The sequence below is a fragment of the Nitrospira sp. genome, from assembly GCA_029194665.1.
GTDB lineage: Bacteria > Nitrospirota > Nitrospiria > Nitrospirales > Nitrospiraceae > Nitrospira_D.
In genome coordinates, this window is sequence record JARFXO010000001.1 from 767,322 (window position 1) to 790,683 (window position 23,362).

At 57.2% G+C, this 23,362-nt stretch carries 24 protein-coding genes; 13 read left to right on the forward strand and 11 right to left on the reverse strand.

The genetic code is table 11. The features are described from left to right. Positions 1 to 13: 13 nt before the first annotated feature. The 3 genes from hemL to P0119_03725 form a co-directional block, all read right to left on the reverse strand. Positions 14 to 1,297 carry a glutamate-1-semialdehyde 2,1-aminomutase gene (gene hemL / locus P0119_03715; GenBank protein MDF0665165.1) on the reverse strand — a complete coding sequence of 428 codons (1,284 nt, stop codon included), beginning with the start codon at positions 1,295 to 1,297 and terminating at the stop codon, positions 14 to 16. A gap of 236 nt (positions 1,298 to 1,533) precedes the next feature. Further along, positions 1,534 to 2,082 carry a barstar family protein gene (locus tag P0119_03720; GenBank protein MDF0665166.1) on the reverse strand — a complete coding sequence of 183 codons (549 nt, stop codon included), beginning with the start codon at positions 2,080 to 2,082 and terminating at the stop codon, positions 1,534 to 1,536. A 26-nt stretch (positions 2,083 to 2,108) separates the two neighbouring features. Next, positions 2,109 to 2,537 carry a ribonuclease domain-containing protein gene (locus tag P0119_03725; GenBank protein MDF0665167.1) on the reverse strand — a complete coding sequence of 143 codons (429 nt, stop codon included), beginning with the start codon at positions 2,535 to 2,537 and terminating at the stop codon, positions 2,109 to 2,111. Between the two features lie 336 nt (positions 2,538 to 2,873). Between P0119_03725 and P0119_03730 the strand changes: the two genes are divergently transcribed. The 4 genes from P0119_03730 to P0119_03745 are packed head-to-tail and all read left to right on the forward strand — an operon-like array spanning position 2,874 to position 7,094. Then, the gene (locus P0119_03730) at positions 2,874 to 3,338 is read left to right on the forward strand and encodes a hypothetical protein (protein MDF0665168.1); all 465 of its coding nucleotides are present in this window, start codon (positions 2,874 to 2,876) and stop codon (positions 3,336 to 3,338) included. After that, complete coding sequence (locus tag P0119_03735) at positions 3,338 to 3,985, forward strand: HAD-IA family hydrolase (protein ID MDF0665169.1); 648 nt, start codon at positions 3,338 to 3,340, stop codon at positions 3,983 to 3,985. Before P0119_03730 ends, P0119_03735 begins: the two co-directional genes overlap by 1 nt. Further along, positions 3,982 to 5,586: a pitrilysin family protein gene (locus tag P0119_03740; protein MDF0665170.1), complete on the forward strand. Its 1,605-nt coding sequence runs from the start codon at positions 3,982 to 3,984 to the stop codon at positions 5,584 to 5,586. The genes P0119_03735 and P0119_03740 overlap by 4 nt, the downstream gene beginning before the upstream one ends. A gap of 50 nt (positions 5,587 to 5,636) precedes the next feature. Further along, positions 5,637 to 7,094, forward strand: a complete 1,458-nt coding sequence (locus tag P0119_03745) for a pitrilysin family protein (protein MDF0665171.1) — start codon at positions 5,637 to 5,639, stop codon at positions 7,092 to 7,094. Between the two features lie 44 nt (positions 7,095 to 7,138). Here the strand turns inward: P0119_03745 and P0119_03750 are convergent, their stop codons facing one another. Then, the gene (locus P0119_03750; protein MDF0665172.1) at positions 7,139 to 7,309 is read right to left on the reverse strand and encodes a hypothetical protein; all 171 of its coding nucleotides are present in this window, start codon (positions 7,307 to 7,309) and stop codon (positions 7,139 to 7,141) included. Positions 7,310 to 7,555: 246 nt separating this feature from the next. Between P0119_03750 and P0119_03755 the strand changes: the two genes are divergently transcribed. Together P0119_03755 and P0119_03760 are read left to right on the forward strand one after the other, a co-directional pair. After that, complete coding sequence (locus P0119_03755) at positions 7,556 to 8,398, forward strand: MBL fold metallo-hydrolase (protein MDF0665173.1); 843 nt, start codon at positions 7,556 to 7,558, stop codon at positions 8,396 to 8,398. An 11-nt stretch (positions 8,399 to 8,409) separates the two neighbouring features. Further along, a complete protein-coding gene (locus P0119_03760; protein MDF0665174.1) occupies positions 8,410 to 9,390 on the forward strand; it encodes a site-2 protease family protein in 981 nt (326 codons plus the stop codon). Positions 9,391 to 9,584: 194 nt separating this feature from the next. On the opposite strand, the gene P0119_03765 is transcribed toward P0119_03760, so the two are convergent. Beyond that, complete coding sequence (locus P0119_03765) at positions 9,585 to 10,127, reverse strand: NUDIX hydrolase (GenBank protein MDF0665175.1); 543 nt, start codon at positions 10,125 to 10,127, stop codon at positions 9,585 to 9,587. Between the two features lie 293 nt (positions 10,128 to 10,420). Between P0119_03765 and lon the strand changes: the two genes are divergently transcribed. Beyond that, positions 10,421 to 12,826, forward strand: a complete 2,406-nt coding sequence (lon, locus tag P0119_03770) for an endopeptidase La (GenBank protein ID MDF0665176.1) — start codon at positions 10,421 to 10,423, stop codon at positions 12,824 to 12,826. Here the strand turns inward: lon and P0119_03775 are convergent. From P0119_03775 to P0119_03800, 6 genes are all read right to left on the reverse strand, one after another. After that, positions 12,823 to 14,091, reverse strand: a complete 1,269-nt coding sequence (locus P0119_03775) for a hypothetical protein (GenBank protein MDF0665177.1) — start codon at positions 14,089 to 14,091, stop codon at positions 12,823 to 12,825. The genes lon and P0119_03775 overlap by 4 nt on opposite strands. Before the next feature lie 616 nt (positions 14,092 to 14,707). Continuing rightward, on the reverse strand, positions 14,708 to 15,097 hold the full coding sequence (locus tag P0119_03780) for a DUF6516 family protein (protein MDF0665178.1): 390 nt from the start codon (positions 15,095 to 15,097) through the stop codon (positions 14,708 to 14,710). Further along, the gene (locus P0119_03785; GenBank protein MDF0665179.1) at positions 15,087 to 15,377 is read right to left on the reverse strand and encodes a hypothetical protein; all 291 of its coding nucleotides are present in this window, start codon (positions 15,375 to 15,377) and stop codon (positions 15,087 to 15,089) included. The genes P0119_03780 and P0119_03785 overlap by 11 nt, the downstream gene beginning before the upstream one ends. Next, entirely contained in the window at positions 15,374 to 15,694 is a 321-nt protein-coding gene (locus P0119_03790; protein MDF0665180.1) for a DUF2283 domain-containing protein, read from the reverse strand. The genes P0119_03785 and P0119_03790 overlap by 4 nt, the downstream gene beginning before the upstream one ends. 77 nt (positions 15,695 to 15,771) lie before the next feature. Continuing rightward, positions 15,772 to 16,320: a hypothetical protein gene (locus P0119_03795; protein MDF0665181.1), complete on the reverse strand. Its 549-nt coding sequence runs from the start codon at positions 16,318 to 16,320 to the stop codon at positions 15,772 to 15,774. Then, entirely contained in the window at positions 16,317 to 17,291 is a 975-nt protein-coding gene (locus P0119_03800) for a hypothetical protein (protein MDF0665182.1), read from the reverse strand. Before P0119_03800 ends, P0119_03795 begins: the two co-directional genes overlap by 4 nt. A gap of 175 nt (positions 17,292 to 17,466) precedes the next feature. Here P0119_03800 and P0119_03805 point away from each other — a divergent pair, with 175 nt between their 5' ends. Genes P0119_03805 through P0119_03830 form a run of 6 tightly spaced genes read left to right on the forward strand, consistent with a single transcriptional unit; the run spans position 17,467 to position 23,356 of the window. Next, entirely contained in the window at positions 17,467 to 18,486 is a 1,020-nt protein-coding gene (locus P0119_03805) for an alkaline phosphatase family protein (GenBank protein ID MDF0665183.1), read from the forward strand. A gap of 5 nt (positions 18,487 to 18,491) precedes the next feature. Further along, positions 18,492 to 18,959, forward strand: a complete 468-nt coding sequence (locus tag P0119_03810) for a hypothetical protein (protein MDF0665184.1) — start codon at positions 18,492 to 18,494, stop codon at positions 18,957 to 18,959. Next, on the forward strand, positions 18,952 to 20,307 hold the full coding sequence (locus P0119_03815; GenBank protein ID MDF0665185.1) for a HEAT repeat domain-containing protein: 1,356 nt from the start codon (positions 18,952 to 18,954) through the stop codon (positions 20,305 to 20,307). The genes P0119_03810 and P0119_03815 overlap by 8 nt, the downstream gene beginning before the upstream one ends. Positions 20,308 to 20,361: 54 nt before the next feature. After that, a complete protein-coding gene (locus P0119_03820; protein ID MDF0665186.1) occupies positions 20,362 to 21,462 on the forward strand; it encodes a HEAT repeat domain-containing protein in 1,101 nt (366 codons plus the stop codon). 33 nt (positions 21,463 to 21,495) lie between these two features. Then, entirely contained in the window at positions 21,496 to 22,596 is a 1,101-nt protein-coding gene (locus P0119_03825) for a HEAT repeat domain-containing protein (protein ID MDF0665187.1), read from the forward strand. Further along, positions 22,589 to 23,356, forward strand: a complete 768-nt coding sequence (locus P0119_03830) for a HEAT repeat domain-containing protein (protein ID MDF0665188.1) — start codon at positions 22,589 to 22,591, stop codon at positions 23,354 to 23,356. Before P0119_03825 ends, P0119_03830 begins: the two co-directional genes overlap by 8 nt. The last annotated feature ends 6 nt before the right edge of the window (positions 23,357 to 23,362 follow it).

Sequence of the window (23,362 nt, forward strand, 5' to 3'; positions counted from 1 at the left end):
CCAAAGGATGTTTCTAGAGTTTTCTGAAGGCGGCGTGCGCGGCGCGGATGGTCTTCTCGATGTCCTGTGCGCTGTGGGCAGTGGAGAGGAAGGCAGCCTCGAACTGAGAAGGCGCCAGATAGACGCCCTGCTCCAACATCTGGTGAAAAAATTGGCCGTACCGCTTCGTGTCGGACTGTTTCGCCGTATTCCAATCCACAACAGGACCTGGGGTAAAGAAGGTCGTGAGCATCGACCCGACTCTGGTTTGTGTCGCGGGAATCCCAGTCTTTTTTGCAGCCTCGCCGATCCCCTTGGCTAGAGCTGCCGATCGTTCTTCGAGTTTCTGATAAACCCCCTTCACCCGCAACTGCTTGAGGGTTGCCAGTCCCGCTGAGACTGCCAGCGGATTCCCGGAGAGAGTACCGGCCTGATAGACCGGGCCAACCGGTGCGATGAGATCCATGATCTCTTTCCGTCCGCCGTAGGCACCGACCGGTAACCCTCCACCGATGATCTTCCCGAGAACCGTGAGATCCGGGGCGACGCCATAGAGGGCCTGCGCCCCTCCATAACCGACACGAAACCCGGAGATGACCTCGTCGAAAATCAATAGGATGTTGTGATCGCTGGTCAGCTGTCGCAACGCCGCGAGGAAGTCGGGAGCTGGAGGGACGACTCCCATATTCCCTGCGATCGGCTCGACAATGATGCAGGCGAGCTGACCCCGATTGGCTTTGATCAGTTGCTGGACCGTACGAATATCGTTATAGGGAGCGGTGAGGGTATGTTTGGCGAAGTCGTCCGGGACACCCGGTGAATCAGGAATCCCTAAGGTAGCCAGGCCGGACCCAGCTTTGGCCAATAGATAGTCGCCGTGGCCATGGTAGCAGCCTTCGAACTTCATGACGCCGGTCCGCTTAGTGAATCCGCGTGCCACGCGGATGGCGCTCATGACGGCTTCGGTGCCGGAGCTGACAAGCCGGATCTTTTCCATGGAAGGGAAGGCGTGCCGTATTTCCCGGGCTAGTGATACTTCCGATTCAGTCGGCGCTCCGTAACTCGTGCCTCGCCCGGCCGCGCTCTTGATCGCGGTGATCACTGCGGAAGGGGCGTGGCCTAAAATCATCGGCCCCCACGACAGCACATAGTCGATATAGACGTTGCGGTCCACATCATAGAGCCGCGATCCTTTCGCCCGTGCGATAAAGCGCGGTTGTCCTCCGACCGAGCGGAAGGCGCGGACAGGGCTATTGACGCCGCCAGGAATAAGTTGCTGAGCCTCGGTGAAGAGCTTGGCAGAGCGAGCTGTTATCATAACGGGGGCGCACCCTATCACGTGGGCGAGAGCCGGTCAAGAAACTGATTGCTGTGCGATCTGTTTGGAGAGCGCGTGGGAGGTCAAAAAATGTCGTAACAGATTCAGTTCAATCGATTCAGATACGGTGACAGATCTGATGCATCGACTGGAAGTTGGAAATGCTCTTTGGTTTTCGCCTTGGTCATTGTTTTGGCCTGACAGTGCGATCTTATTACAGCTTGTCATTGAAGGCCTTATTCTCTGGACCGCTTGGCTGAACGTCTCGGGCTGGGTTTCGTCTTGGCTGTCTTCGAATCGGTGGAGGAGAATTCCTCCAGCTCCCAGTGCTTTCTCTTCGATTTGTCCTGCTCGGCAATTACGAACACGACGTGGAATGGGGCGCTCCGGCCGTCGGCGGTCTGTCCCTTGCTCCAAGCCTCGCCGGCGTCGTCGAGGATTTCCAGCAATGTGTCGTACTCTTCTTCATCCTCTGGAAGCACGGCTTGTGTGTCGGTAATGAGTAGGATATACCCGTTGGCCGGAAGCCACTCCAAATCAGCCAGACATTCTTCGAGTGCGTCCCAGTTGTGTCCGAAGTAATCCGGGAAGTCGAGCGCTCGTGCGAACTCACCGAAGAGACCCGATGGAGTTCCACATTTCTTTCCTTGGATGGTACGCAAGACATACCCCGGCGGCGTTTTCACCAACCCTGAGGGTGAGGTCCCACGAGGAACGACAAGGAGAGCCGACCAGGGAGGGGTCGCATTGCAAAGATGAATCTGTAAGGTAGAGTTTCCCGCCATAGAGCTGTTCTCGGTTCGAACGTTTGTCAGTTCAGAGGGGCAAACGTTCGGTAATGGTCTCCGGTATAGTAAGCTTTTCCGGTTCGCTGCTCGATGACGAGTCGTTCGGCATCGCGCCTACGACCTTGTCTCTTGGGGTTAACATCATACTCTCGATAGTAGCCTCGTGGAAGACGCCGTTCCCGGTTTTGGAATTCACGCCCTCCGACATAGCCCGGTAGCGGTATCCAGCTTCGCTCTTCGAGCTGTTTGAGCAGGTTGTAGGCTTTCCGAGGAGGTGTTGCGAGAGCGGGCGGTGGCTCGATTTGACTTGGCGGGCTGACAATGTTGTTGATATTCAGAGGCCCGTTACCAAGATCGGCAGTGGCAATGAAGACGGGGGATGCCAAGCTGAACGTGCACAGTAGGATGAGAAGACCGATGAGCCGAATCCATCTCCATCGAAGGGTGAACACAGGTTCTTTTTCCTTGGCAAGACGTTGACCTGAAGGGCGACCGTAGCATTCGTTTTTCAAAAAGGTCAAACGACGCAGGAGTGATCATCTCGTTACCTGGATGTCTCTCGGTCGGTTTGCTAGAATGAGGCGGCTTAGGTCTATATCTGAAGAAAACAGCTGTCGGATGTACCTCTGACTTGTGTCTATGCGGTATTGTGCGAGATCAATGTGTGTGTGATCTATCCGGTTAGACGCGTGAATCCTTTACCCAAGCGCCTGGTCCACTATCTAGTCACCCTGGCTGTCCTCGCCTTGGCTGTCTCTTCGAACGCACAACTGAGTCCGAGCGGTTCGATGAGGCGATCTCCAGCGGAAGTGGTGAAGCGGTATGTTCTGTTGGACCGGAAGGGTGCTCGCTTAGACGCTCCGTCATTCGAAACCTTGACCCCCTATATTGATTGGAGAGAAGAACCTGCCTGGGGCCGTGTCGTTGTTGTTGAGAAAACAACCGTCCCGGAGGATTATCGAAAGTGGGAGATCCTCAACAATCTGGAAGTGATCATTCCGGTCACCTATCATGTGCGGGGGGCGGTCTATCTGGAAACCGCCACCTTCGTCCCCGAGGAAACGACGGAAGAGGTTCGTTTTCACGTGAAGGTCGTGGAGAACTTCTGGCGCATCCTCGATCCGATGATCCCGCCGCATGTCGGACTGAAGCGGATGGTGAGCTTTGCGCGCGAAGCCGAAACCAATGAACAAGATGAGACTCATCGTAGGATCCTTGCGGAACTCGTTGAATCTTTGCGAAAGGCAAAGTAATGGCCCAGATCCCCGTAGACCTGCTGATTTTTGACCTCGACGGTACGCTGATCGAATCGAAGTGGGACATCGCGCGATCCGTCAACTTCACCCTTACCGAGCTGGGGTTGCCCGAACGTCCCATTGAAGAGATCTTCGGTTTTGTCGGCGACGGCGTCAAGCGGCTACTGCGCCTTGCAGTAGGAGAGGGCAATCAGGCCAAGTTCGAGGAAGCGTTGAAAATATTTCGAAGCTACTATCTCGCCCATTGCTTGGACAGGACCAGCTTCTACCCTGGCATCGAGCCGATGCTGCAACATTTCGCCAACAAAGACAAGGCGATTGCGACCAACAAGTCGATCGAATACACCCGCGTCATTCTGAACGGCTTGGGTCCGCAACATTTTCGGTACATGGTCGGTGGAGACGATGGGTTTGGGCTGAAACCGGAGCCAGGGATGTTATTGCACATCATGGAAAAGGCAGGTGCACTGACAGAGCGGACGGTCCTCGTCGGGGACAGCACGAACGATATCAACGGAGGACATAACGCGGGTATTCGTGTCTGTGCCGTCGGATATGGAATGGGGAATCGAGCGAAGATGCAAGCTTGTGAACCAGATTGGTTCATCGAGAGGCCTGAACAATTGATGGAGATATTCGAATGAAATCCAGATTGAGGCTGAGTGAAGCTCTTGTCCGTAAGCGGGATAAATTCCTGATTATTTGTTCGGGCATCCTCTTGAGCCTTGCTCTCAACCTTGCCCCACTTCTTGCGGGGTCGCCGAATCTTGCCGAACGTGTAATCGAGCATCGGTTGGCCAATGGGTTGACCGTGCTCATGGTCGAACGACATCAGACGCCTGTCGTTTCGATCAACATCACCTTCGCCGTGGGCGGCGTCAATGAGCAGGTCGGCCAAACCGGTCTCGCGCATCTCTACGAGCATATGGCCTTTAAGGGTACCAGGTTGGTCGGTACGACGAACTATGAGAAGGAAAAACCGATTGTAGACGAACTCGCGCTGGTCGGGACCGAGCTGGACCAACGTCAGCGTGAGCTGGCCACCAAAGGAGATGGCGCGACGGCTGAAGAGCGAGCCACGATCGAATCACTTCAAAAGCGCCTTATAGAGCTACAGGCTCAGGCCGCTCAGTATGTTGTCGGGAATGAAATGGCTCTGTTGTACCAGCGACACGGCGGGGTGGGACTCAATGCATCAACGGGCAAGGACGTGACGCGGTACATGATCAGTTTGCCGTCTAATCGGTTGCCATTGTGGGCGGCGATCGAGTCGGATCGCATGGCCAACCCTGTGTTGCGCGAGTTCTATAAAGAACGCGGTGTCGTGATGGAAGAACGGCGTCTACGTAACGACGACAGCCCGAACGGGCTGTTGTTCGAAACCTTCACGTCGGCGGCATTCCGGGCCCATAGTTATGGGGTCCCGACCATTGGATGGGGATCCGATATCCTGTCACTGACACCTGCCGCTACGGAGGCCTTCTTTAAAGCCCACTATGGTCCGGATCAAGCCACGATTGCTCTGGTCGGTGATATCAATCCGAAAGAAGCGATTGCCTTGATCGAACAGACGTTCGGAAAGATTCCTGCCGCGCTCCCGCCGCCACCCCTGGTGACGGTCGAGCCGGAACAACGGGGTGAGCGACGAGTCGAGGTGGAATTTGATGCGGAACCGGCAATTGTCATCGGGTACCACAAACCGACCTTGGGGCATCCTGACGACGATGTGTTTGACGTGATCGATGCGGTGCTGAGCGACGGACTCACATCTCGCTTGCATCAGACCTTGGTGCGGGAAAAACGTCTGGCTGCCTCAGCCGGGTCGGATGCGAACCATCCGGGTGTGCGTGCGCCGAATCTATTTATTTTTACGGCTACGCCGTTGGCCCCTCATACGACAGCGGAAGTAGAGGCCGCCATCTACGAGGAGATCGAGCGGTTGAAGCGTGAACCGGTTTCCTCCAAGGAGCTGGAGAAGGTGCTGAACAATTTGGATGCAGATTTGGTGCGAGGCCTGCGATCGAACAGCGGTCTGGCTTCTCAACTCGCGCTCTATCAGGCGGTGGCCGGTGATTGGCACTACATCCTGACATCTCGTGACAAGGTTGCTGCGGTCACGGCTGCCGATGTACAGCGAGTGGCGAAACAGTACTTTACCAAGTCGAATCGGACCGTCGCGGTCTTGGTGAAGAAAGGTACCGGTAATATCGTTGCGGCCATGCCGGCTGGCGAGGTGAAGCCATGAGGCAGAGGTTGAGTCGGAGGAGCGTTCGCCGGGCGGGGACGGAGCTCGGCATGCTGATGATACTGCTGACGTCCGTTGCGGTCGCCTATTCAGCCGATTCGACCGTCAGCGATCCCAGAACCATGACGTTTAAGCCGGTGGAATTTTCACCACCGGAGCCGGAACGAGTCGTTCTGCACAACGGCATGGTCCTCTATCTGCTCGAAGACCATGAGCTACCCTTGGTGACGATCACGGCTACGATGCGGACCGGTAGTTGGCTCGATCCGTCCGATAAGATCGGACTGGCGGGCATGACCGGGGCGGTGATGCGCACCGGTGGCGGTGGCGGTCTTTCGGCAGAGCAGGTTGATGCTGAACTGGAACAATTCGCGGTCGATGTGAGCATCGGAATCGGCAGACAATCCGGATCGGCATCCCTGGACGTGCTGAGCAAGGATGTGAATCGGGGCTTGGAGATTTTTGCCGGGCTCCTGCGAGCGCCGGCGTTCGAGCCCTCTCGTGTCGAACTGGCCCGGTTGCAGGCTATGGAGGGGATCCGCCGGCGTCAGGATAATCCCGGCTCTGTCGTCAGCCGGGAATTTGCCAAGATGCTCTATGGGTCTGATCATCCGAGCGCGCGAGAAAGCTCGGTGGACTCGATCAAACACATCACCAGGGACGATCTCGTCACGTTCCATCGCAACACGATTCACCCGAACGGTATGATCCTCGGGGTGACGGGTGACTTCAAGAGAGACGAGATGATCGCCTCTCTCGGTAAGGTCTTCGGAGATTGGAAAAAGGGAATGGTGCCGGAGCTGAAAATTTCCGATGTGCCGGAGGCGGAGTTGGTCCGACCTGTTGTCGGATTCGTCGCGAAAGATACCTCGCAGACCCATCTTCGGGTGGGACATCTCTCGATCAAGGAGAATGATCCCGACTATGTCGCATTGGCCATCGCGAACGATATTTTGGGGGGAAGCTCATTCCGCAGCCGTCTGTTCAATGACGTGCGGTCGAAACGAGGCTTGGCCTATTCCGTCGGGAGCCGCCTCAATACCGGTATGCATGACCAAGGTATCTGGTTGATGCGAGCGGAAACCAAGTTGATTTCCACCCAGGAAGTGATCGATCGGTTTGTGGCGAATATCGAACGGATGCGTGCCGAGTCGGTGACCGATGCAGAGCTTGCTGAAGCCAAGGAAGCGTACGTCAATTCGTTCGTGTTTTCCTTTTCCAGTCCTTCGGCGATCGTCAGCCGGTTGGTAGAATTAGAATACGATGGATTGCCGAAGGACTTTCTGCAGCAGCTGCGCACCAAGGTGGTCAAGCTGACCAAGGAAGACGTCTTAGCGGCTGCCAAGAAACATTTGCACCCGGATCGCTTGAAGATCGTCGCCGTCGGATCAGGGGCAGCGCTGCCAAAAGCCCTTGCGGCGTTTGGGGATGTGCAGGAGATCAAACTGAGCTCGGAAGGGCAAGTTCTCTCGACAGACGAAGCGCGGCCAGGTCCCGCGTCGCCATGACACGAGGGGTCGTATGCCGATCGAGACGATTTCGTTTTCGAGTATCACACCGCAATTTCGAAACGAATTCGTTCGTAGGGGACAGTCGGAGTGACGGAGTCCCTTGGTTGCGTACCCGGTCCCAGCTGTACCAGACCGAGGTCGGCGAGGAGTTTCAGATCGGCGTGCACGTTCCCTAATGAGCGCACTCCCACCTTCAGTCGTTTGACTTTCATTGTCCCAACTCCTTCTTGACTTCCGCGGCATCGTGGCGAATGTCATATCGTTTCACCAATTCATTGCCTTGATCCCCGTCGCATAGCGCGGTACTGTGAAGCGTATAAGCACCGAAGGGTGGGTTTCACCGAAGTGACCGAGTCATGGTACTCTTTATCCGGTTGATCAATAGCGGGAGAATTTCCGAATGAGGGTTTGTCAGTTTCGGCAAGCCTAAGTGATCGCTGAACGGATAAGGCGCTCGTATGCCGCTCGAAGATGATTTTTGCGACATTCTGAAGAAAGCACGCACCGGACAGGGCCTTTCGGTCGGCGATGTTGCGCGGATGACAGGATTGCCCGGCGGCGATATTACGGCGCTGGAACGTGGCGATCAGCCGCGAGACCGTGCGGAGGTGCGCGCACTCGCGAAGGCCTTGGGTCTGCGATCCGTACCACTCGAGCAAATCGCCATCGATAAGTGGGAGCCGGTTGCGCAGCACATGCCGTCGTGGGTGGACATGGTGCATGGGTCTATTCACGGATATGGTGTGCAGGGGTACATTCTGCATGATGAGGGGGAGGCGCTCCTGGTCGATACCGCCTACAACGCGCCCGCGATGCTTGATTTGCTTCGTCGGCGAGGAATGCGCCTTGTCGGCATTGCCTTGACGCATGGACATGCAGACCATGCCGATGGCATCGAGCAGATTCTGAGCCAATATGAAGTCCCGGTGTATCTTGGACCGGAGGATGTGGGTCTGTTGAGTTGGCGGCCAGGGGCCGAGTTGCTGGTCGTGCCGGGCGATGGTTTGCCCATCCAGGTTGGGCGACGCACGGTTCATTGTATGGCGACCTCGGGCCATACGCCTGGCGGCATCTGTTATCGGCTGGATGATGCACGACACCCAGTCTGCTTTGTCGGTGATACGCTCTTTGCCGGATCAATCGGCCGGTCCAATCCCAAGGAACTGTATTCGACGCATCTCAATTCGGTTCGCTCCCGAGTGCTCACCCTCTCACCGGACTATCGGCTCTTGCCCGGACATGGACCTGCCACGACGGTTGAGGAAGAACTCGACCATAATCCGTTTGGGGCGATTCAATAAGCAGGGATTGTATGGATGGATTCGGACGACATGAACCTCGCGAGTTCGATGGAGGTCGCGTCATGGAAGCGTGCGAAGAGCGGGTTCCACAATTAGCGGACCAGATAGAGGATGCTGCTGAGGAAGAGCCGTCGTTTTTCTCCAAGTGGACATTGCCGATCGTCCTCTTTCTCATGACGGTCTTTACCACCTTGTGGGCAGGGGCCTACCAAGTCTATAACGGTCCGGTGCGCGGACCTCTGAATTTTCTCCTGACCACTCCTGAGAGCCTCTGGCGGGGAATCCCGTTTGCCGGCGCGCTGCTCTTTATCCTCACGACGCATGAGTTGGGGCATTATCTCTTGTCGAAAATCCATCGGGTGCCAGCTTCCTTGCCGCTGTTCATTCCCGGGCCTCCTCATTTCATCGGGACGTTCGGCGCCATCATCCGCATGCGAGGTCCGATTCTGAGCCGCCGCGCCTTGTTCGACATCGGGGTCGCCGGTCCCTTGGCGGGCTTCGTGGTCGCCGTCCTCGTGCTGATCGTCGGACTCAGTCTGTCCACGGTTGTGGATCGAACGGCCACCTTTGGCTTACACCTGGGCGAACCCTTGCTGCTGCAGTTCATATCGTGGCTGGTGATCGGGCCGTTACCACCAGAGGCTGATGTCGTGCTCCATCCGATCGGGTTTGCCGCCTGGTTTGGGCTCTTCGTAACCTCCCTCAATCTGCTTCCGATCGGCCAGCTCGACGGTGGCCATGTCGCATATGCCCTGTGTGGCCGGCGCCAACGGACGATGGCGCTCGCCTTTCTTCCAATTCTGTTGATCTTAGGGTTCTATGGCTGGTCAGGCTGGTTCTTGTGGGCGTTCATGGCGGGGCTGTGGGGGATCGGGCATCCTCCTGTCATGGATCCTCATGTTCCGTTGGGTCGTAACCGAACGATTGTCGGATGGATTGCCTTGGCCGTACTCGTGGTCACCTTTGCGCCGGTGCCGTTTTCCTTCCACTAACTGCTTCGTGACTTCTACCTTTTCACTCGTCCCGCCCCATACGTTTGCGGCCCGGGCCAATAGGTAGTGCTTCCAGTCATTGATCTGGGGGGGGGGATGGACCATGAATGGCTCGGCCACCCCGTGGTGTCATGGGTGAAGCCAGACTCCCACTTACCACACCGTCAGAATTTCCGGAGCCCCCTCAATCGTCGTCAGAACGCCGGCTTGTCCGGTAGGCTGTCGAGGTGGAGCCGAAACGTTCCGTTCTTCGCGTCGGCCACGTAGCGCCGCAGGGCTTCGCTGACCACGGGGAAGGCCATCGTCTCCCAGGGAATGTCGGAGAGAGGAAACATTCGGACATCCAAGCTTTCCGGTCCCGCCTGAAACGCCGGTGTCTGCATTCTGCCACGAAACACCAGATAGACCTGTCCGATATTGGGTAGACTCAGCACGGCATAGAGCCCGGTAATGGTGACGTCTGCATGGGCCTCTTCAACTGTTTCGCGCACCGCCGCTTGCTCAATGCTTTCGCCGAGCTCCATAAATCCAGCCGGAAACGTCCACAACCCTAGCCGAGGTTCAATGGCCCGTCGGCACAAGAGGATTTTATCCTCCCATTCCGGAATACAACCTGCGACGATTTTTGGATTGTGATAATGAATGCGTTCGCACTGGTCGCACACGTGCCTGGGCAAGGTGTCCCCGAGAGGAATTTTATGCGTCACCGTTGCGCCACAGTGGCTGCAATAGTTCATGAGAACTTGCTTCGGGTGGTTCTCGTTAGGAATACAATACGGATAGCACAAATACGCTGCGCTTTGCACACCGGCGTCAAGCCTTGGCCCCGAGCGATGCCTGCGAAAACGAGCGGCCTGCCGGAAAACAGGTGATGACCGCGAGTGGAAAGAAACCTTTCAAGATCACCGGGATACAGCGATACGAGCTTCCGGGAGTTATTGCTTGTCCTAAATTCTTTCCCTTGACTTCCACGCAAGGAAACCTATCAGGTTGTTATAATGTCTTGAACGTCGAGCAAGGATGGACTCCTATGGAAAATAATAATCTGTTGTCGACATTGCCGATACTCCCCGTCAAACGGACGGTGTTGTTCCCAGGAGTGATGATGCCGTTGACGATTGGGCGAGAGCGGTCCGTCGCTGCGGTCAATGCCGCAATGAAGACCGAGGAGAAGCTCATCGTCGTTGTCGCGCAGCGAGATCCTCAAACTGAAGAACCAGGCTTGGCCGATTTGTATTCCATCGGCACGAAGGCGACCGTCAAACAAATCGGTCAGTCGTCAGAGGGAACAATCCATGCGCTGGTTCAGGGGCTGGATCGCGTCGTGCTTCTGAAAGAAGAACAGGCCACTCCTTACTCCATCGTGCGTGTCCGTTCTTTGGGACGTCCTACGGACGGTGGCCCCGAAGTCCAAGCGCTTCACCGAGCCATTCAAGAACTTGTGTCGGACCTGCCGAGACTGATCCAAGCTCCCGGCATCCAAGAGGTCGGCACGGTGTTGAGCAACGAGGATGACTCCGTGGCGCTGGCCTATCGTATCGCTTCGCTCGTCAATCTTGATGTGGTGGAAGAACAGCGCTTGCTCGAAAGCTCTTCGACGTTGGACCTTCTTCGCAGCCTCTACACCGCGCTGTCGAAGGAAATCCAAATACTGCAGTTGCGTGAAAAGATCGCCAAGGATGCGCAGACCAAAATCGGCAAGAATCAAAGAGAGTATATCCTGCGCGAACAACTGAAAGCCATTCAGGACGAGCTTGGCGAAGGCGAGGGTGAGGAGAACGAGGCAGCTCGGCTGAGAAAGCAGATTGCTGAGGCAGACTTGCCTGAGCCTATTCGCAAGGAAGTCGAACGCGAAGCCGCTCGGTTGAGCAAGGTCCCGCCGACATCACCCGACCATCAGGTCCTTCGGACTTACCTTGAGCTGGTTCTCGAACTCCCCTGGAAGAAGGCATCCGAAGAACACCTCCATCTTTCAACGGTCCGACAGGTGTTGGAAGAAGACCACTACGGGATCAAGGAAGTAAAAGAACGCATCGTTGAACACCTGGCGGTCTTGAAGCTCAACCCGACGGCGAAAGCCCCCATTCTCTGCCTCGTCGGTCCTCCCGGCGTCGGTAAAACAAGCTTGGGGCAATCGATTGCGAGGGCGATGGGCCGGAAGTTCGAGCGATTCAGCCTCGGCGGCGTCCATGATGAAGCAGAACTGCGCGGCCATCGCCGCACGTACGTCGGTTCTCTACCAGGTCGCATCATCCAGGCCATCCGCCGGGCCGGAGTCAACAATCCGGTCTTGATGCTTGACGAAGTCGATAAGATGGGACGCGACTTCCGTGGCGATCCGGCCTCGGCTCTGTTGGAAGTCCTGGATCCGGCACAGAATCACACATTCCGTGACCATTACTTGGATCTTCCGTTTGATCTGTCGAAGGTCTTCTTTATCACCACCGCCAACACCCTTGACACCATCAGCCAACCCCTGTTGGATCGGATGGAGGTGATTCGCCTTCAAGGCTATAGCGAGCGTGAGAAGGCTGAAATTGCCCGACGTTATCTCTGGCCGAGGCGGCTCAAGGAAGCGGGCATCGAGGGTAGCCAAGCAGTCCTCACGGACGAGGTATTGAATCTCGTCATCTCTCGTTACACCCGTGAGGCCGGTGTGCGCCAGCTTGAGCAGATGCTGGGGCGGTTGACCAGAAAAGTGGCCTTGACATTCGCCGACCTTCCTGAAGGTCAGGAGCGACAGCCCGTCGCCATTCGGACAGACCTTCTTGGCGAGTGGTTAGGTTCCGAACGGTTTATGCCGGAAGAAGCTCGGAAGAGCCTGCCTCCTGGCGTGGCAACCGGCCTGGCCTGGACCCCGACCGGAGGCGACGTGCTCTATATCGAAACAACCTTGCTCCCCGGCAGCCACGAGTTGACTCTGACGGGCCAGTTGGGCGACGTCATGCAAGAGTCCGCGCGGGCGGCCAGGAGTTATCTGTGGTCGCATGCAGAGAGCATGGGTTTGGACATCTCTCGGTTTAAGCGGAACGGGATCCATATTCACGTGCCTTCCGGAGCCATTCCGAAAGACGGTCCATCGGCCGGCATTACTATGGCAACTGCCCTGGCTTCGGCTTACGAATGCAAGGCCGTACGAAGCGACACGGCGATGACGGGTGAAATCAGCCTGAGCGGACTGGTCTTGCCGGTGGGCGGCATCAAAGAAAAAGTACTGGCGGCCCATCGGGCCGGCACCAAACGGATCATTCTGCCGAAGGCCAATGAGAAAGATCTCAAGGATGTCCCGCAAGAGGTGCGTGACCAACTTACGTTCATCCTGGCTGAACGGATTGAAGAGGTGTTGTTGGCAGCCTTCAATTCAGACTCCGAGTACGGGCCGGCCCGAAGCGGGAGCGAGCCTGTAGAGGCGGCAGATGCGACAAAGAAGATTTAAGCCTCGTAGAAAACTCGGACGATTTGAGTCGTATTGAACAGCCGTGCATGCCGCCGCGTGTACACTGCGTGGCCGTAGTAATGGTCGCGAGGATTGGTCGAGCCGGTGCTGTCCTTGTAATCGACGAGGAGACAGTTTCCTTCGCTGGGAAAACGCACGGCTCGCCTGGCACATTCCAGCCACCGTTCGAACCCATCGTACGGCTCGACCATTTCCCACACTCTCTTATTCGCCGCCTTAGCAGGCTCAGTCGGAGGGACGGCATCACTGCCCGCGACCGCCAATTCTTGTATATAGTCTCCGCCCCAGGCAATCGGCATCTCCATGGTAATTTGGGGCAGCTCCATCTTCGCCAGCCAGCCCTTTCCATCCGTTCGTAAGTTCCGGTGATTCAGGACGTGCAGTAGCTTCCCAATTCCAGAGGGATCCCACCCATAGCGAACCGGTGTACCATAAGTCACGATGTCGAGTGCGACTTCATTCAAGGGGGACCCCGTCGCGAGCAAGGACTCAACGAGTTTGATGGTGCCGGTGAGCTTGGACTGATTTGTCTGGTCGGCATAGTCGGCGAGAATCTGGAGGAACCTTGGTCGACCGGTGATGGGGCTTGGACAGAGAAGGTTGGACAGCAGCGCCAGAATCAGTCCGGCTTGTCCATGAGCCTGTATCAGAATTCGATGCCCTTTCCCCAAGTTCTGATGGTTACAGAGCTTGTGTAGCTCAGCGAGCAGGGACAAGGCGGCGACTGCCCGCCCTAGATGGTGGTGCTCGCATGACCAGAGCAGCCTGAGGCAGGTGATCGGCTGAGCCAGATTCTGATTGATGCCCTTCCTGAATGATTGAACGTAGGTGTCGGTGAAGTTGCCCGCGTCCCCGATCTGTTGGTCCAGAAGCGTTTTCGTCGCATCATCGTCCGGAAGCGGCGGCTTTAACCCACCAGGCAGCAACGGGATTCCATTGTCACCTTCGCGCATCGCTGCGAGCAGCGCATCAACACCGGACACGCCCCTAGAATAGCCCCGCTTGAGTCCACCCGCTTCATCCAGCCTCTGCATGCCGAAGACATCGGTGCCATGGAGAGAACCATGAAGGAAGACCACGCTTGCGACCGCGGCACGAGACAGGGCTACCCCATACTTGCCCATGGTTTCGGCCCAAACCGGCGAATCCGGAGGTGCGACATCCGCCAGATCTGCGACGCTCAGGCGCTCACCAGGGTTCTTTCGTGACAGCTCGTCGTGCTGAAAGTTATTTTCGAGCGGCATGGGAAGACGTTCTTACCTGAAAGAGCGGTAGAAGCGCAACGCGATAGATGCGGAGCAACGCTCGACAGAGTCAGCGATCGTGCATTTGAAAATTGCAAGGAGATAGCAATCGTAGGTTTGACCGTCTCTACTTTTGGTTGCCGAATAAACTGTTGGAGCGCGGGCCAGGTGTGGCTCATGAGCGCTTCGCGCTCCTCCACCATGTCCCGAAAGGTAGAAGAGACAAAGACACGGATGGATCGGTTGCGGGAAGGACCGACCGGCTGAGCCACGTGGCACCACTCGTTTTTACAATCCGACAGTCAACGGCCAGAATCGCATGAGCCGAGGACCGGCACAACGATGGGCAATATCCTCCTTGAGCTATACATCGTCATCCCAATTTGTCCTCCGGATGACAGAGTCCTGCGCTGTCGCGTTAGGCAACGAAAATAGTAGTAGGAGGTGTGACCTGCCTGGGAAGATACTGTCGAGGGAGGTTATGGAGTATCTGGAGGTGGCTTGAGGGCCATGTCCTTCTTCGGCATGACGGCGGTGGATGTGAGTCATGTGAATATGTTGGGTGCTGGTAACCCGCCGTGGCTCTGGCGGGTGCCTTGCCCTCTCCTCGCGCCCGTTAGGGAAGCCGAATCAAACCCTCGATCTGCTTGAGAACAGCGGCCAGGTCTTGGGGGGAGGAGGCGACAATCCGGTTTTCTTCCCCCTCATGTTTGTGATGAGGGTACGTCAGCAGGTGCCTATCTCGCTGGTGCCGGGTATTGTCATAGCGAAACACCAGTTTGCCGGTCTGATCCATGTACTGAAAGACGTACGTCAGTCGCTCGACGGAAGTCTCGCCGTCGATGAACTCTCGAAGGTGGAGGAGGGACCCGTCGCGAAAGTACAGATTCCCGCGAAGAAATCCTTCGTGGCTGCTTCGCTGGTCGAATGTCAGTTCGGAGGATTGGATGAATGGACAGGTATCGAGAATCTCGCGGATGCGTTGGAAGTAGGATTCAATTCGCAATGTGGAGCGTCTGCAAGGTGCCCGCTTTTTCCCGGAGCCGCTCAATCAGGCGCCATTCTCCTTCCCATTCGGCAAAGTCGAGGGACTCCGGCACCTCGCCGGCTTCGGCGCGCCGCAGAAATTCTTGCGTCGACATTCCGTAGCGGGCTTCGAAGTCGCGCAGCCGTTGCTCGGTCCGCTGAATGCCGGCCTCCACTATCCGCAATTCGTTCTGGATCGCCGATTCGACCAATGGCTTCAGCGGATGCGAGCCGGAGGAGGTCAACGTCAGCTGTGTCATCGCGAATCCTTTTCCATGATGCCGTAATTGCCTGCATTATGGCAGGGATATCGAACATGGTCAATTGTACCGTTCCGTCCGGAGCTGCGGCTCATGAGGGTGCGCGTCTGCACCGGCAGCGTTTTGAACGGACGCCGCTCCCGCTTGTTCAGAGAGTCCAGAATTTCAAAGCCAATGACTGACCCATCAGCTGCAATGGAGTAGGCGACTTCTTTTTTGCCGACGTCGGATTCTCGGGAAACGACTTCTTTCTTCGTGCTGAACCGGACGGAGAGCACATTGCCTTTGCGATTATAGGTGATCCGAATCGGCGTCATAGACCGTGGTTCCTTTCTTGATACAATCGGTCAGATAGGCCGTGATCAGGTAGAGCTTGCATAGAACCGGGTAGTTGTTAATGGTCAACGGTCTGGCTGAGGTCCTGATCCGTGGCAGGCTTCATCTGAATATGAGTTTTCGGCATCACCGCTGTGGCAGTACATATCTTATTCTCTTCATCGATCCGGTGGTCGACGATCTTTACATCTTGCAAATATTCCTGAACGATCTCTTCGCGAGTCAACTCGATATCTTGCTCAGTCTCACGCCCTGATCGTTCGCGGACACGATCGATCATGTGTTCCTTGACCAAGACGCGGATCTGCTTGGCCAAATCCGTCCGAGCCGACAGCTCCGACACACGTTGGCAGACGACCTTGCCCTTGGTTAAATCGCCTTGGCCCTTACCGATCCAATACTGGTCTGAAAAATATGAGTCCTGACCGACTTCAGCTAAATACCTGACCGAGGAAGAGTCTGCTCTTTTCCCCTCCTGGTGGTTCTTGAGCTGATCGAACGATCGTTCAGCCCTTGTCCTGACATCTTCCGTGTCGGTCGCCTGCACGCTGGTGACCACCAGCCCCTCGATAAGACACAGACCCACGACGATGGCGATCTTGTTCACGGCCTCCCTCCACGATAGTACTGGCCTGACTGCTGCTGAACCGGACCCTGTCCTGGTTGGATCATGGGCTGATGATCGCTCTGAAACTGTCCCGAAGGTGCTCTATGAATGATCTCGTTCGACGTCCGTGGGACTCCCGAGAGTCCGGGAGGTGGAACAAGCTCATGGCTCGGCATGCGAGGCTTCGTGCTGCCTGGCTCAGGGGGCTGCCTAGGAGTCGATGGCTGCCTGTACGCGATAGTCTGCTGCGCAATTGCGATGTACGGATTGGTCGGAGAAAGACCACTGGCGCTGTTCAGCAGACCTTGAGGAATGCCAACCGGCGAAACGAGCACCCAATTTGTCCAGGCTTGCGACACCATCGCGTTGGATTGCACACGATTGAGAATTTCCTTCCGCTTTTGGGCTGCCTGCTGGACTTGCTCCGGCGTTGCCGCATTCCCCAGAGTCTGATTGACGGCATTGAGGTCCTCTTGCAACTGTTCGTTCTCTTGTTTCAGCGCGGTGAGCTGCGCACGGGCATCTTCGTTGTCGCGAAGGGCTGCGATTGCCCTCGCCACCTCGTCCGTATCCATCTGGGCGAGAAGATCTACCTTCACGACCACGACATCGCCATCCAACGTCGTGGCGACCTGTTGGTTGAGCACGATCGCCAATCCGGCTGTATAGGACCGGATTTCGTCCTTGGTCACATCCATGTCATGAACGACCGTGACGCTCTCCAAGTACGTTGCAACCTGTTCGAGCGCATTCCGTTTGGCCACTTCGGTGGCGAGTCTGATCGCGTCTTCCCGGGTGTCGCGGTTCCCCATGCGATGCTCACCCTGGGCATTGACGACTCTGATTTCAGCGAGTGAAAGGGAGGGGACCATCAACGCCGCGAGCGCGAGGAACAGGACAATGGGTCGATACGATGGATAGGCCGCCAGGACCAAGCAAAGAGGCAGTCGATGGAATAACCGACCGGACATCGCCTACCTCTTCTTCTCCCTGAGCGTGGAGGGAAACGGTCAGCGGTTTCAGCATAGCACCCGGAAGGCGGTTCCGCCAGCAATCGCCGGGTGCCTCCCCCACCTTGCCTTCCGGAAAATTTGCATGTTAGGGTACCATGCTTAAGTTTAGCGTACCTGCGGGTGATACTTCGCTATGACACATCCTTCACGGGTTCTTCGCTCGATCCTTGTCGGCCTCCTGACCCTTTTGCTTGAAACCGGACTTCACGCGCCTGTTGATGCGGCCACGACACTTGGAAGGGAAACCATTCCTACCGGCTCTCCTACGGAATTTGTCATCCTTTTCGTCTTGGAGGGGCTGAGCCAGGAGTCGCTTAGTGGCGGCACGATGCCGGTCCTGGGCAAGCTCATCAAGGAAGGGTCGGTGACCTGGTCCGCGAGTGGGGTCAAGCCGGCCCTACGCTTGCCTACAATGGCCTCGCTGGTGACCGGGATGCCGGTCGAAAAACATGGGATTACCTGGAACTTCTTCGAATTCAGCCGAGGCTACCCTCGCTCACCCAGCCTATTCGACTATCTGGATTTGAGTGGAGGCCGCGACAGTGCCATCTTTTATATGGATGAGTCCCTGTATCAGCTCGCCAAACCGGAACCTTACACCGACTATCAACTCTGCGGAGCATTGCGACCCGAGTGCGGCTCTCAGAAACTCGTCGCCTACATCCAGCAGTATCTTCACAAGGCAACCAGCGGACATGGATATGGGCATGCGATTCTCTCATTGCCTCATTTGTTGGTTGTTCATCTTCCAGAAGCCGGTCGGGCCGGTGTGGCACAGGGTTGGAATTCCAAAGAGTATCGTGACGCGTTGCGAACCGTCGATACTGCGATGAAGTCTATCCTTGACCTGTTCAAAGAATACTCGCTCTTGGACCGCACAACCATCCTCGTCACTGCCTTGAGCGGGAAGGGAACCGACGCCGGAGCCGAGTCTCCAACGACCGATTCACCGATTGTTCCGTGGATTGTCTCCGGTGTTGGGATTAAGCAGGGACAGACCATCCGCCAACCGGTATCCATCATCGATACCGGGGCCACCGTCATGCGAATCCTAGGACTCACCACCCACACGGAGTGGGACAGCAAAGTCGTGGAAGAAATCTTCAAAACCGCTGCGGCGACGTCTGCGATGCCGCCCGTCAAGAAACCCTGATATCCATGCGCCACAATGTTGCGATACGACACTGGTTCCCGGTCTTCAGTCTGGTGCTGACAGGCCTGGTGACCATGGGCTCTACCGACGCAGGGCTAGCCGGAGAACCGCCGCCCACCCGACTCACAGAACACCCGGTCATCATCGATGCGACCAAGTTGGTCCCTGCTTCATGGTGGCAGGTACCGGGCGTGACGCCGTCGATTTGGGGCTCGGATCCTGACTCCCTCGACGCACCCAAAACGTCGGAACTCCGCGAACTGCGGTTGAAACCGGGCAAATACAAATTCATCAGCTTTACCTTCGATTTTCCCTTTACGGTCACTCTGAACGGCACCCTCGATTTTTCCAAGACATTAGATCAGTGTGTTGAAGGACGCGGAACGCAGACCCTGGTGGTGTTGTGCAAACGCACGTATCCACATGGCGGGCAGCGCGATGCCTATTACGATCAGAAGCCGAACGATGGCTGACGTACTCGAAGATCTGTTAGAAGCGCTTGAAGATGTGGACGATGCCACCCGTGAGGAGGCGGCAAGGATGCTTGCCGACATGGCCGATCCGACCACCTTGGACGCGCTGATCGGCGCCTGCACCGATGACTTCTGGTCCGTGCGGACCCATGCCGGCTGCGGCCTCGCAAAAATCGGCGGGCCGAAGGCTGTCGAAGCCCTGATCGGCCTTTTCAACGATGCCATCATGGAGGTTCGCGATCAGGCCGTCGAGGCCACGGCGAGGATGGGCCCGATTGTGCTCGATCGTCTGGTGACCGCCGTAAAGGACGAGCGTTGGCGCGTACGCGAACATGCCGCCAAGGCGGCCGGCAAAATCAAGGATTCCAGAGCCGTCGACGCGCTGATCGTCGCCTGTCGCGACAGGGACGGGGCCGTCAAGAGCGCGGCGGCGGAAGCCTTGGGCAGAATAGCCGACCCGAAAGCCATTCCGGCCTTGATCAAGCTGTTTCGAGATTCTTCTAAAATCGTGCGGGAGACGGCCGGAACGGCGCTGGTCTACATTGGGCATCCCTCGGTCGATCCGTTGATCGAAAGTCTCAAGGACAAAGATTTTGTGGTTCGATGTCACGCGGCTCGCGCGTTGGGCGGGATGACCACCGACTATCAAATCGGCAGGTCCTGGGTACGAGACGCAAAGGTCGTGGACGCCTTGATCGGCGTCTTGAAGGATCCTGATCGAGCCGTTCGCGAAGACGCGACCATCGCGTTAGGCATGATCGGCGATCCCCGGGCGATCGATGCGCTGGTAGAAGCCATGAAAGACGGAGCGGTGAAGCGCCATGCCATTGCCTCACTCGGCATGATCGGCGATTCGCGCGCCCTCCCAGCCGTATTGGACGCCTTGAAGGGCAAGGGCATCAAGCAAGAGGGTTCGCCGACACCCGGTTGCATCGTCAGCGAGGAGGCCTTCATCAAAGAAGCCGCTGCCACTGCCCTCGGTCAGTTTCGCGACCCTCTGGTGATTCCGGATTTGATTATGTTGCTGAAGGACGGGGTCTTGCGGGAAAAAGCGGCGGCGGCGCTGGCAGTGATCGGTGACGCGGCCATCGAACCGCTGATCGCCTTCCTCTATGATCCTAAAGCTTCTGAGGTCGAGGCTGAAAAAGAACGTGTGCTTTCGTACGCGTCTGTTCGGCTGACGGCAAAAGACGCCTTGAAGCAGATTACTCTCGAGACCTTGGAAAAGCTTGGATGGACGCCTCCTGATGAACAGATAGAAATCAGCTCGAGCCAGGCCGACAATCTGCGTGTCGATCGACCGTTAGGTCAAACCGGACGCTTTGGCCCGTCCGGCGACCTCGTGTGAGGATGCCGCAAGAGTTTTCTGAGGTGACCCGCTGAATTCTGTACGGACAACCATATGATCGATGCGGTCGCAGAACAGATTGCGGCACTCAAGGACCAGGATTGGGCTATCCGCCAGGAGGCAGCCGGTCTTCTCGGTACCTTCAAAGACCCCTGTGCTGTCGCTCCTCTGGTGGCACTATTACGAGACCCGGACCGTTCAGTACGGGACGCGGCAATTGAAGCGTTGCGCTCGATCGGAGCGCCGGCCGTCGAGACGGTGGGAATCTGCCTCACGGATCCTGATCTCTCGGTTCAGGAATCAGCCTCGGCAATCTTGACCACCATTGCTGATGAGCGGGTGCTTGCTCCGCTTATCCAGTCGCTGCTCAGCAGCGACTGGATCATTCGGATGCATGCGGCCAAGGCGTTGGGGCGGATGCGGAACGCCGACTCGGTTGAGCCGCTCATTCCTCTGCTTCAAGACAAGGTCAAAGCGGTTCGTGAGGAAGCGGCCGCTGCGCTGGCCGCCATCGGCGATGCGGCGATTCCATCCCTCTTGAAGGCGCTGCAGCATGAGGACTGGCTCGTTCGGCTCCATGCGGTGGAATCGTTGGGGAAGGCTCAAGCCACACAGGCTGTGGAACCTCTGTTGTCTGTGTTATTCAACGATCGAGATTCGGCGGTTCGCGAAGATGCCGTGCGAGCGCTTGGCGAGATCGGCGATCCGCAAGCGGTTGAATTCCTATTTACGGCGATGCAGGAGCCCGGATTGCGGACATTGGCGGTTGAAGCGCTTGGCTGCATCGGTGATGTTCGTGCGGTTCCTGTGCTGATCGACATCGTCACAGGAGCCAGTCCTCCCCCGGTGACGAGGGTGGTGGCCGGCTGTGGAGATCAATGGAGCGAAGAGGTGATCACGCAAGGCGCGGCGGCCCGAGCGCTCGGCGCCATCGGCGACGACAGGGCAATCCCCGCGCTCGTCTCGGCACTGAATCAGACCTTCACGAGAACGGAAGCGGCGTCGGCGCTGGCTAAATTCGGCGCGAAGGTCATCCCATCGCTGCTTCCCCTGCTTCACGAGCCTCGCGATGAAAATCTCCTGTTTCATGTCCGTGAAACCTTGGCGTCAGCAGGATGGAGAACCGGCAGGCGATCACAGGCCGGTAAAACATAGTTTCAGGATTAGACCGTTCCGCTACCGAATGTCATGCCGAAAGAAGCGATTGAGACGCTGGTCTCCGAACTGATCCATGAAGAGGATTGGCGCCGTATGCGAGCGACGGCCGCCTGTGTGGCCGGCGGTCCTCGTTCGGTGCAGGCGCTCATCGAAGCTTTACGGTCCGGCCCTACCGAACTGAAGAAAGAAGCGGCGGCGATGCTGGCAAGAATCAAGGACCCACATGCCGGTGTGGCCCTGGTCGGACTCCTTGAGGATCATGAAGAGGTCGTCCGGGAAGCAGGTGCGGCAGCTCTTGAACAGATGGCGGGTGTGCTCGATATGGACACGGCCAGGGCATTAGTTTCATTACTGCCGAAAACTTTGGAAAGCCAGGAACGGCAGACTCTGACCCACCTGATTGGGGCGATTCCCACATCCGTCCTCCCCCTCTGCGAAATGCTCAAACATCGAGACGAGGATGCGCAGGTCGCAGCCGCATTGATGCTGGATCAATTGTTGGATCCCCGTTCCATCGACGCGTTCATCGATGCCATGGGCCAGCCGGCTGTGCGAGATATCGCGGTCGGGACATTGAAGAAGCTGAGCGCAATCCGTGAACGAATCGATGAGACATTCAATGCGTTGCGGGAGGTCGAAGGAGCCGGTGAGCGCGAGGAAGCGCGAATGGCGACGGTCATCGACCTGCTTGGGATCGGGCGCCCGAGCGTGGAAATCCTTATCGAGTATTTGGAAGACGACGACTGGCTCGTGCGCGAGGCAGCGGCTGACTTACTGGGAAAAATAGGCGATGTGCGAGCCGTAGAACCATTGATGAAGCGGCTGGAACAGGACAAGGATACTGGAGTCAAGGAGTTGGCGATCAAAGCCCTTGGGCTGATCGGCGATGCGCGCCCCGCCCGCCTCTATTTAGACGCCATTCCCATCCGGCCACTGAGGGTGTATGCCATGGAGGCCTTGGCCAAGATCAAGGAAGTGGGGATCTTGCGTCCACACAAGGAACTCTTTGACCGACTCCGAACGGATCGTGACGGCCTGGTGGCCTATAATGCCGGTTTGATCGCCGACAAGCTCGAAGCCATCACGGCCATGGAAAGCCAGGCTGGCAAAGAGGATATTCAGAATGGCTGAACAGGGCGCTTCCGAGCGAATCGAACAACTCATACGGGCATTGCACGATGAGAACGAAGCGTTGCGCGAGCACGCCATCGCGAGCCTCGGTCAGAGCGGACCGGAGGCACTGCCTCGGTTGATCGACCTGATGACCGATGAAGATGCGGTGATTCGGGAGGCCGCCACCAGTGCGGTTGTACGGATAGGCCCCTCCGTCGTCGACTCGATGATCGACGCGCTGCAAGATGACTCTTGGGCGATCCGGGAACAGGCGGCCTCGGCGCTCGGCAAGTTGCGGGACAGGCGCGCCGTCGATCACCTAGTCAGAGCAATGAAGGATCGTGACGGCGCTGTGCGGACGGCAGCCCTGTGGGCGCTCGAGCGGATCGGCGATCCACAAGCAGTGCCGGGGGTCATCGAGGCCCTCATGGACAGCACCCTGCGCGAGGACGCAGCCCGAGTCTTGAAGAAGATCGGCGACGTGCGGGCGGTCGAGGCGCTGATCGATGGACTCTTGGGTTCCAATTGGATGGTTCGCCGCCATGCGGCGGAGGCGCTGGGCAAGATCGGCGATCGCCGAGGAGTCACCCCGTTGATAGAGTCGCTGCAAGACGAGGACTGGCTGGTCAGACGCAACGCCGCCGAATCACTAGCGCGGCTTGGCGCGAAAGAAGCCATTCAACCCTTGCTGAGGCTGCGCGAGGACGAAAACACCATGGTCCAGGAAACCGTTGAGGCCGTGCTGGCCAGTCTCGGCTGGACTCCTGAACCGCAATAATTTACC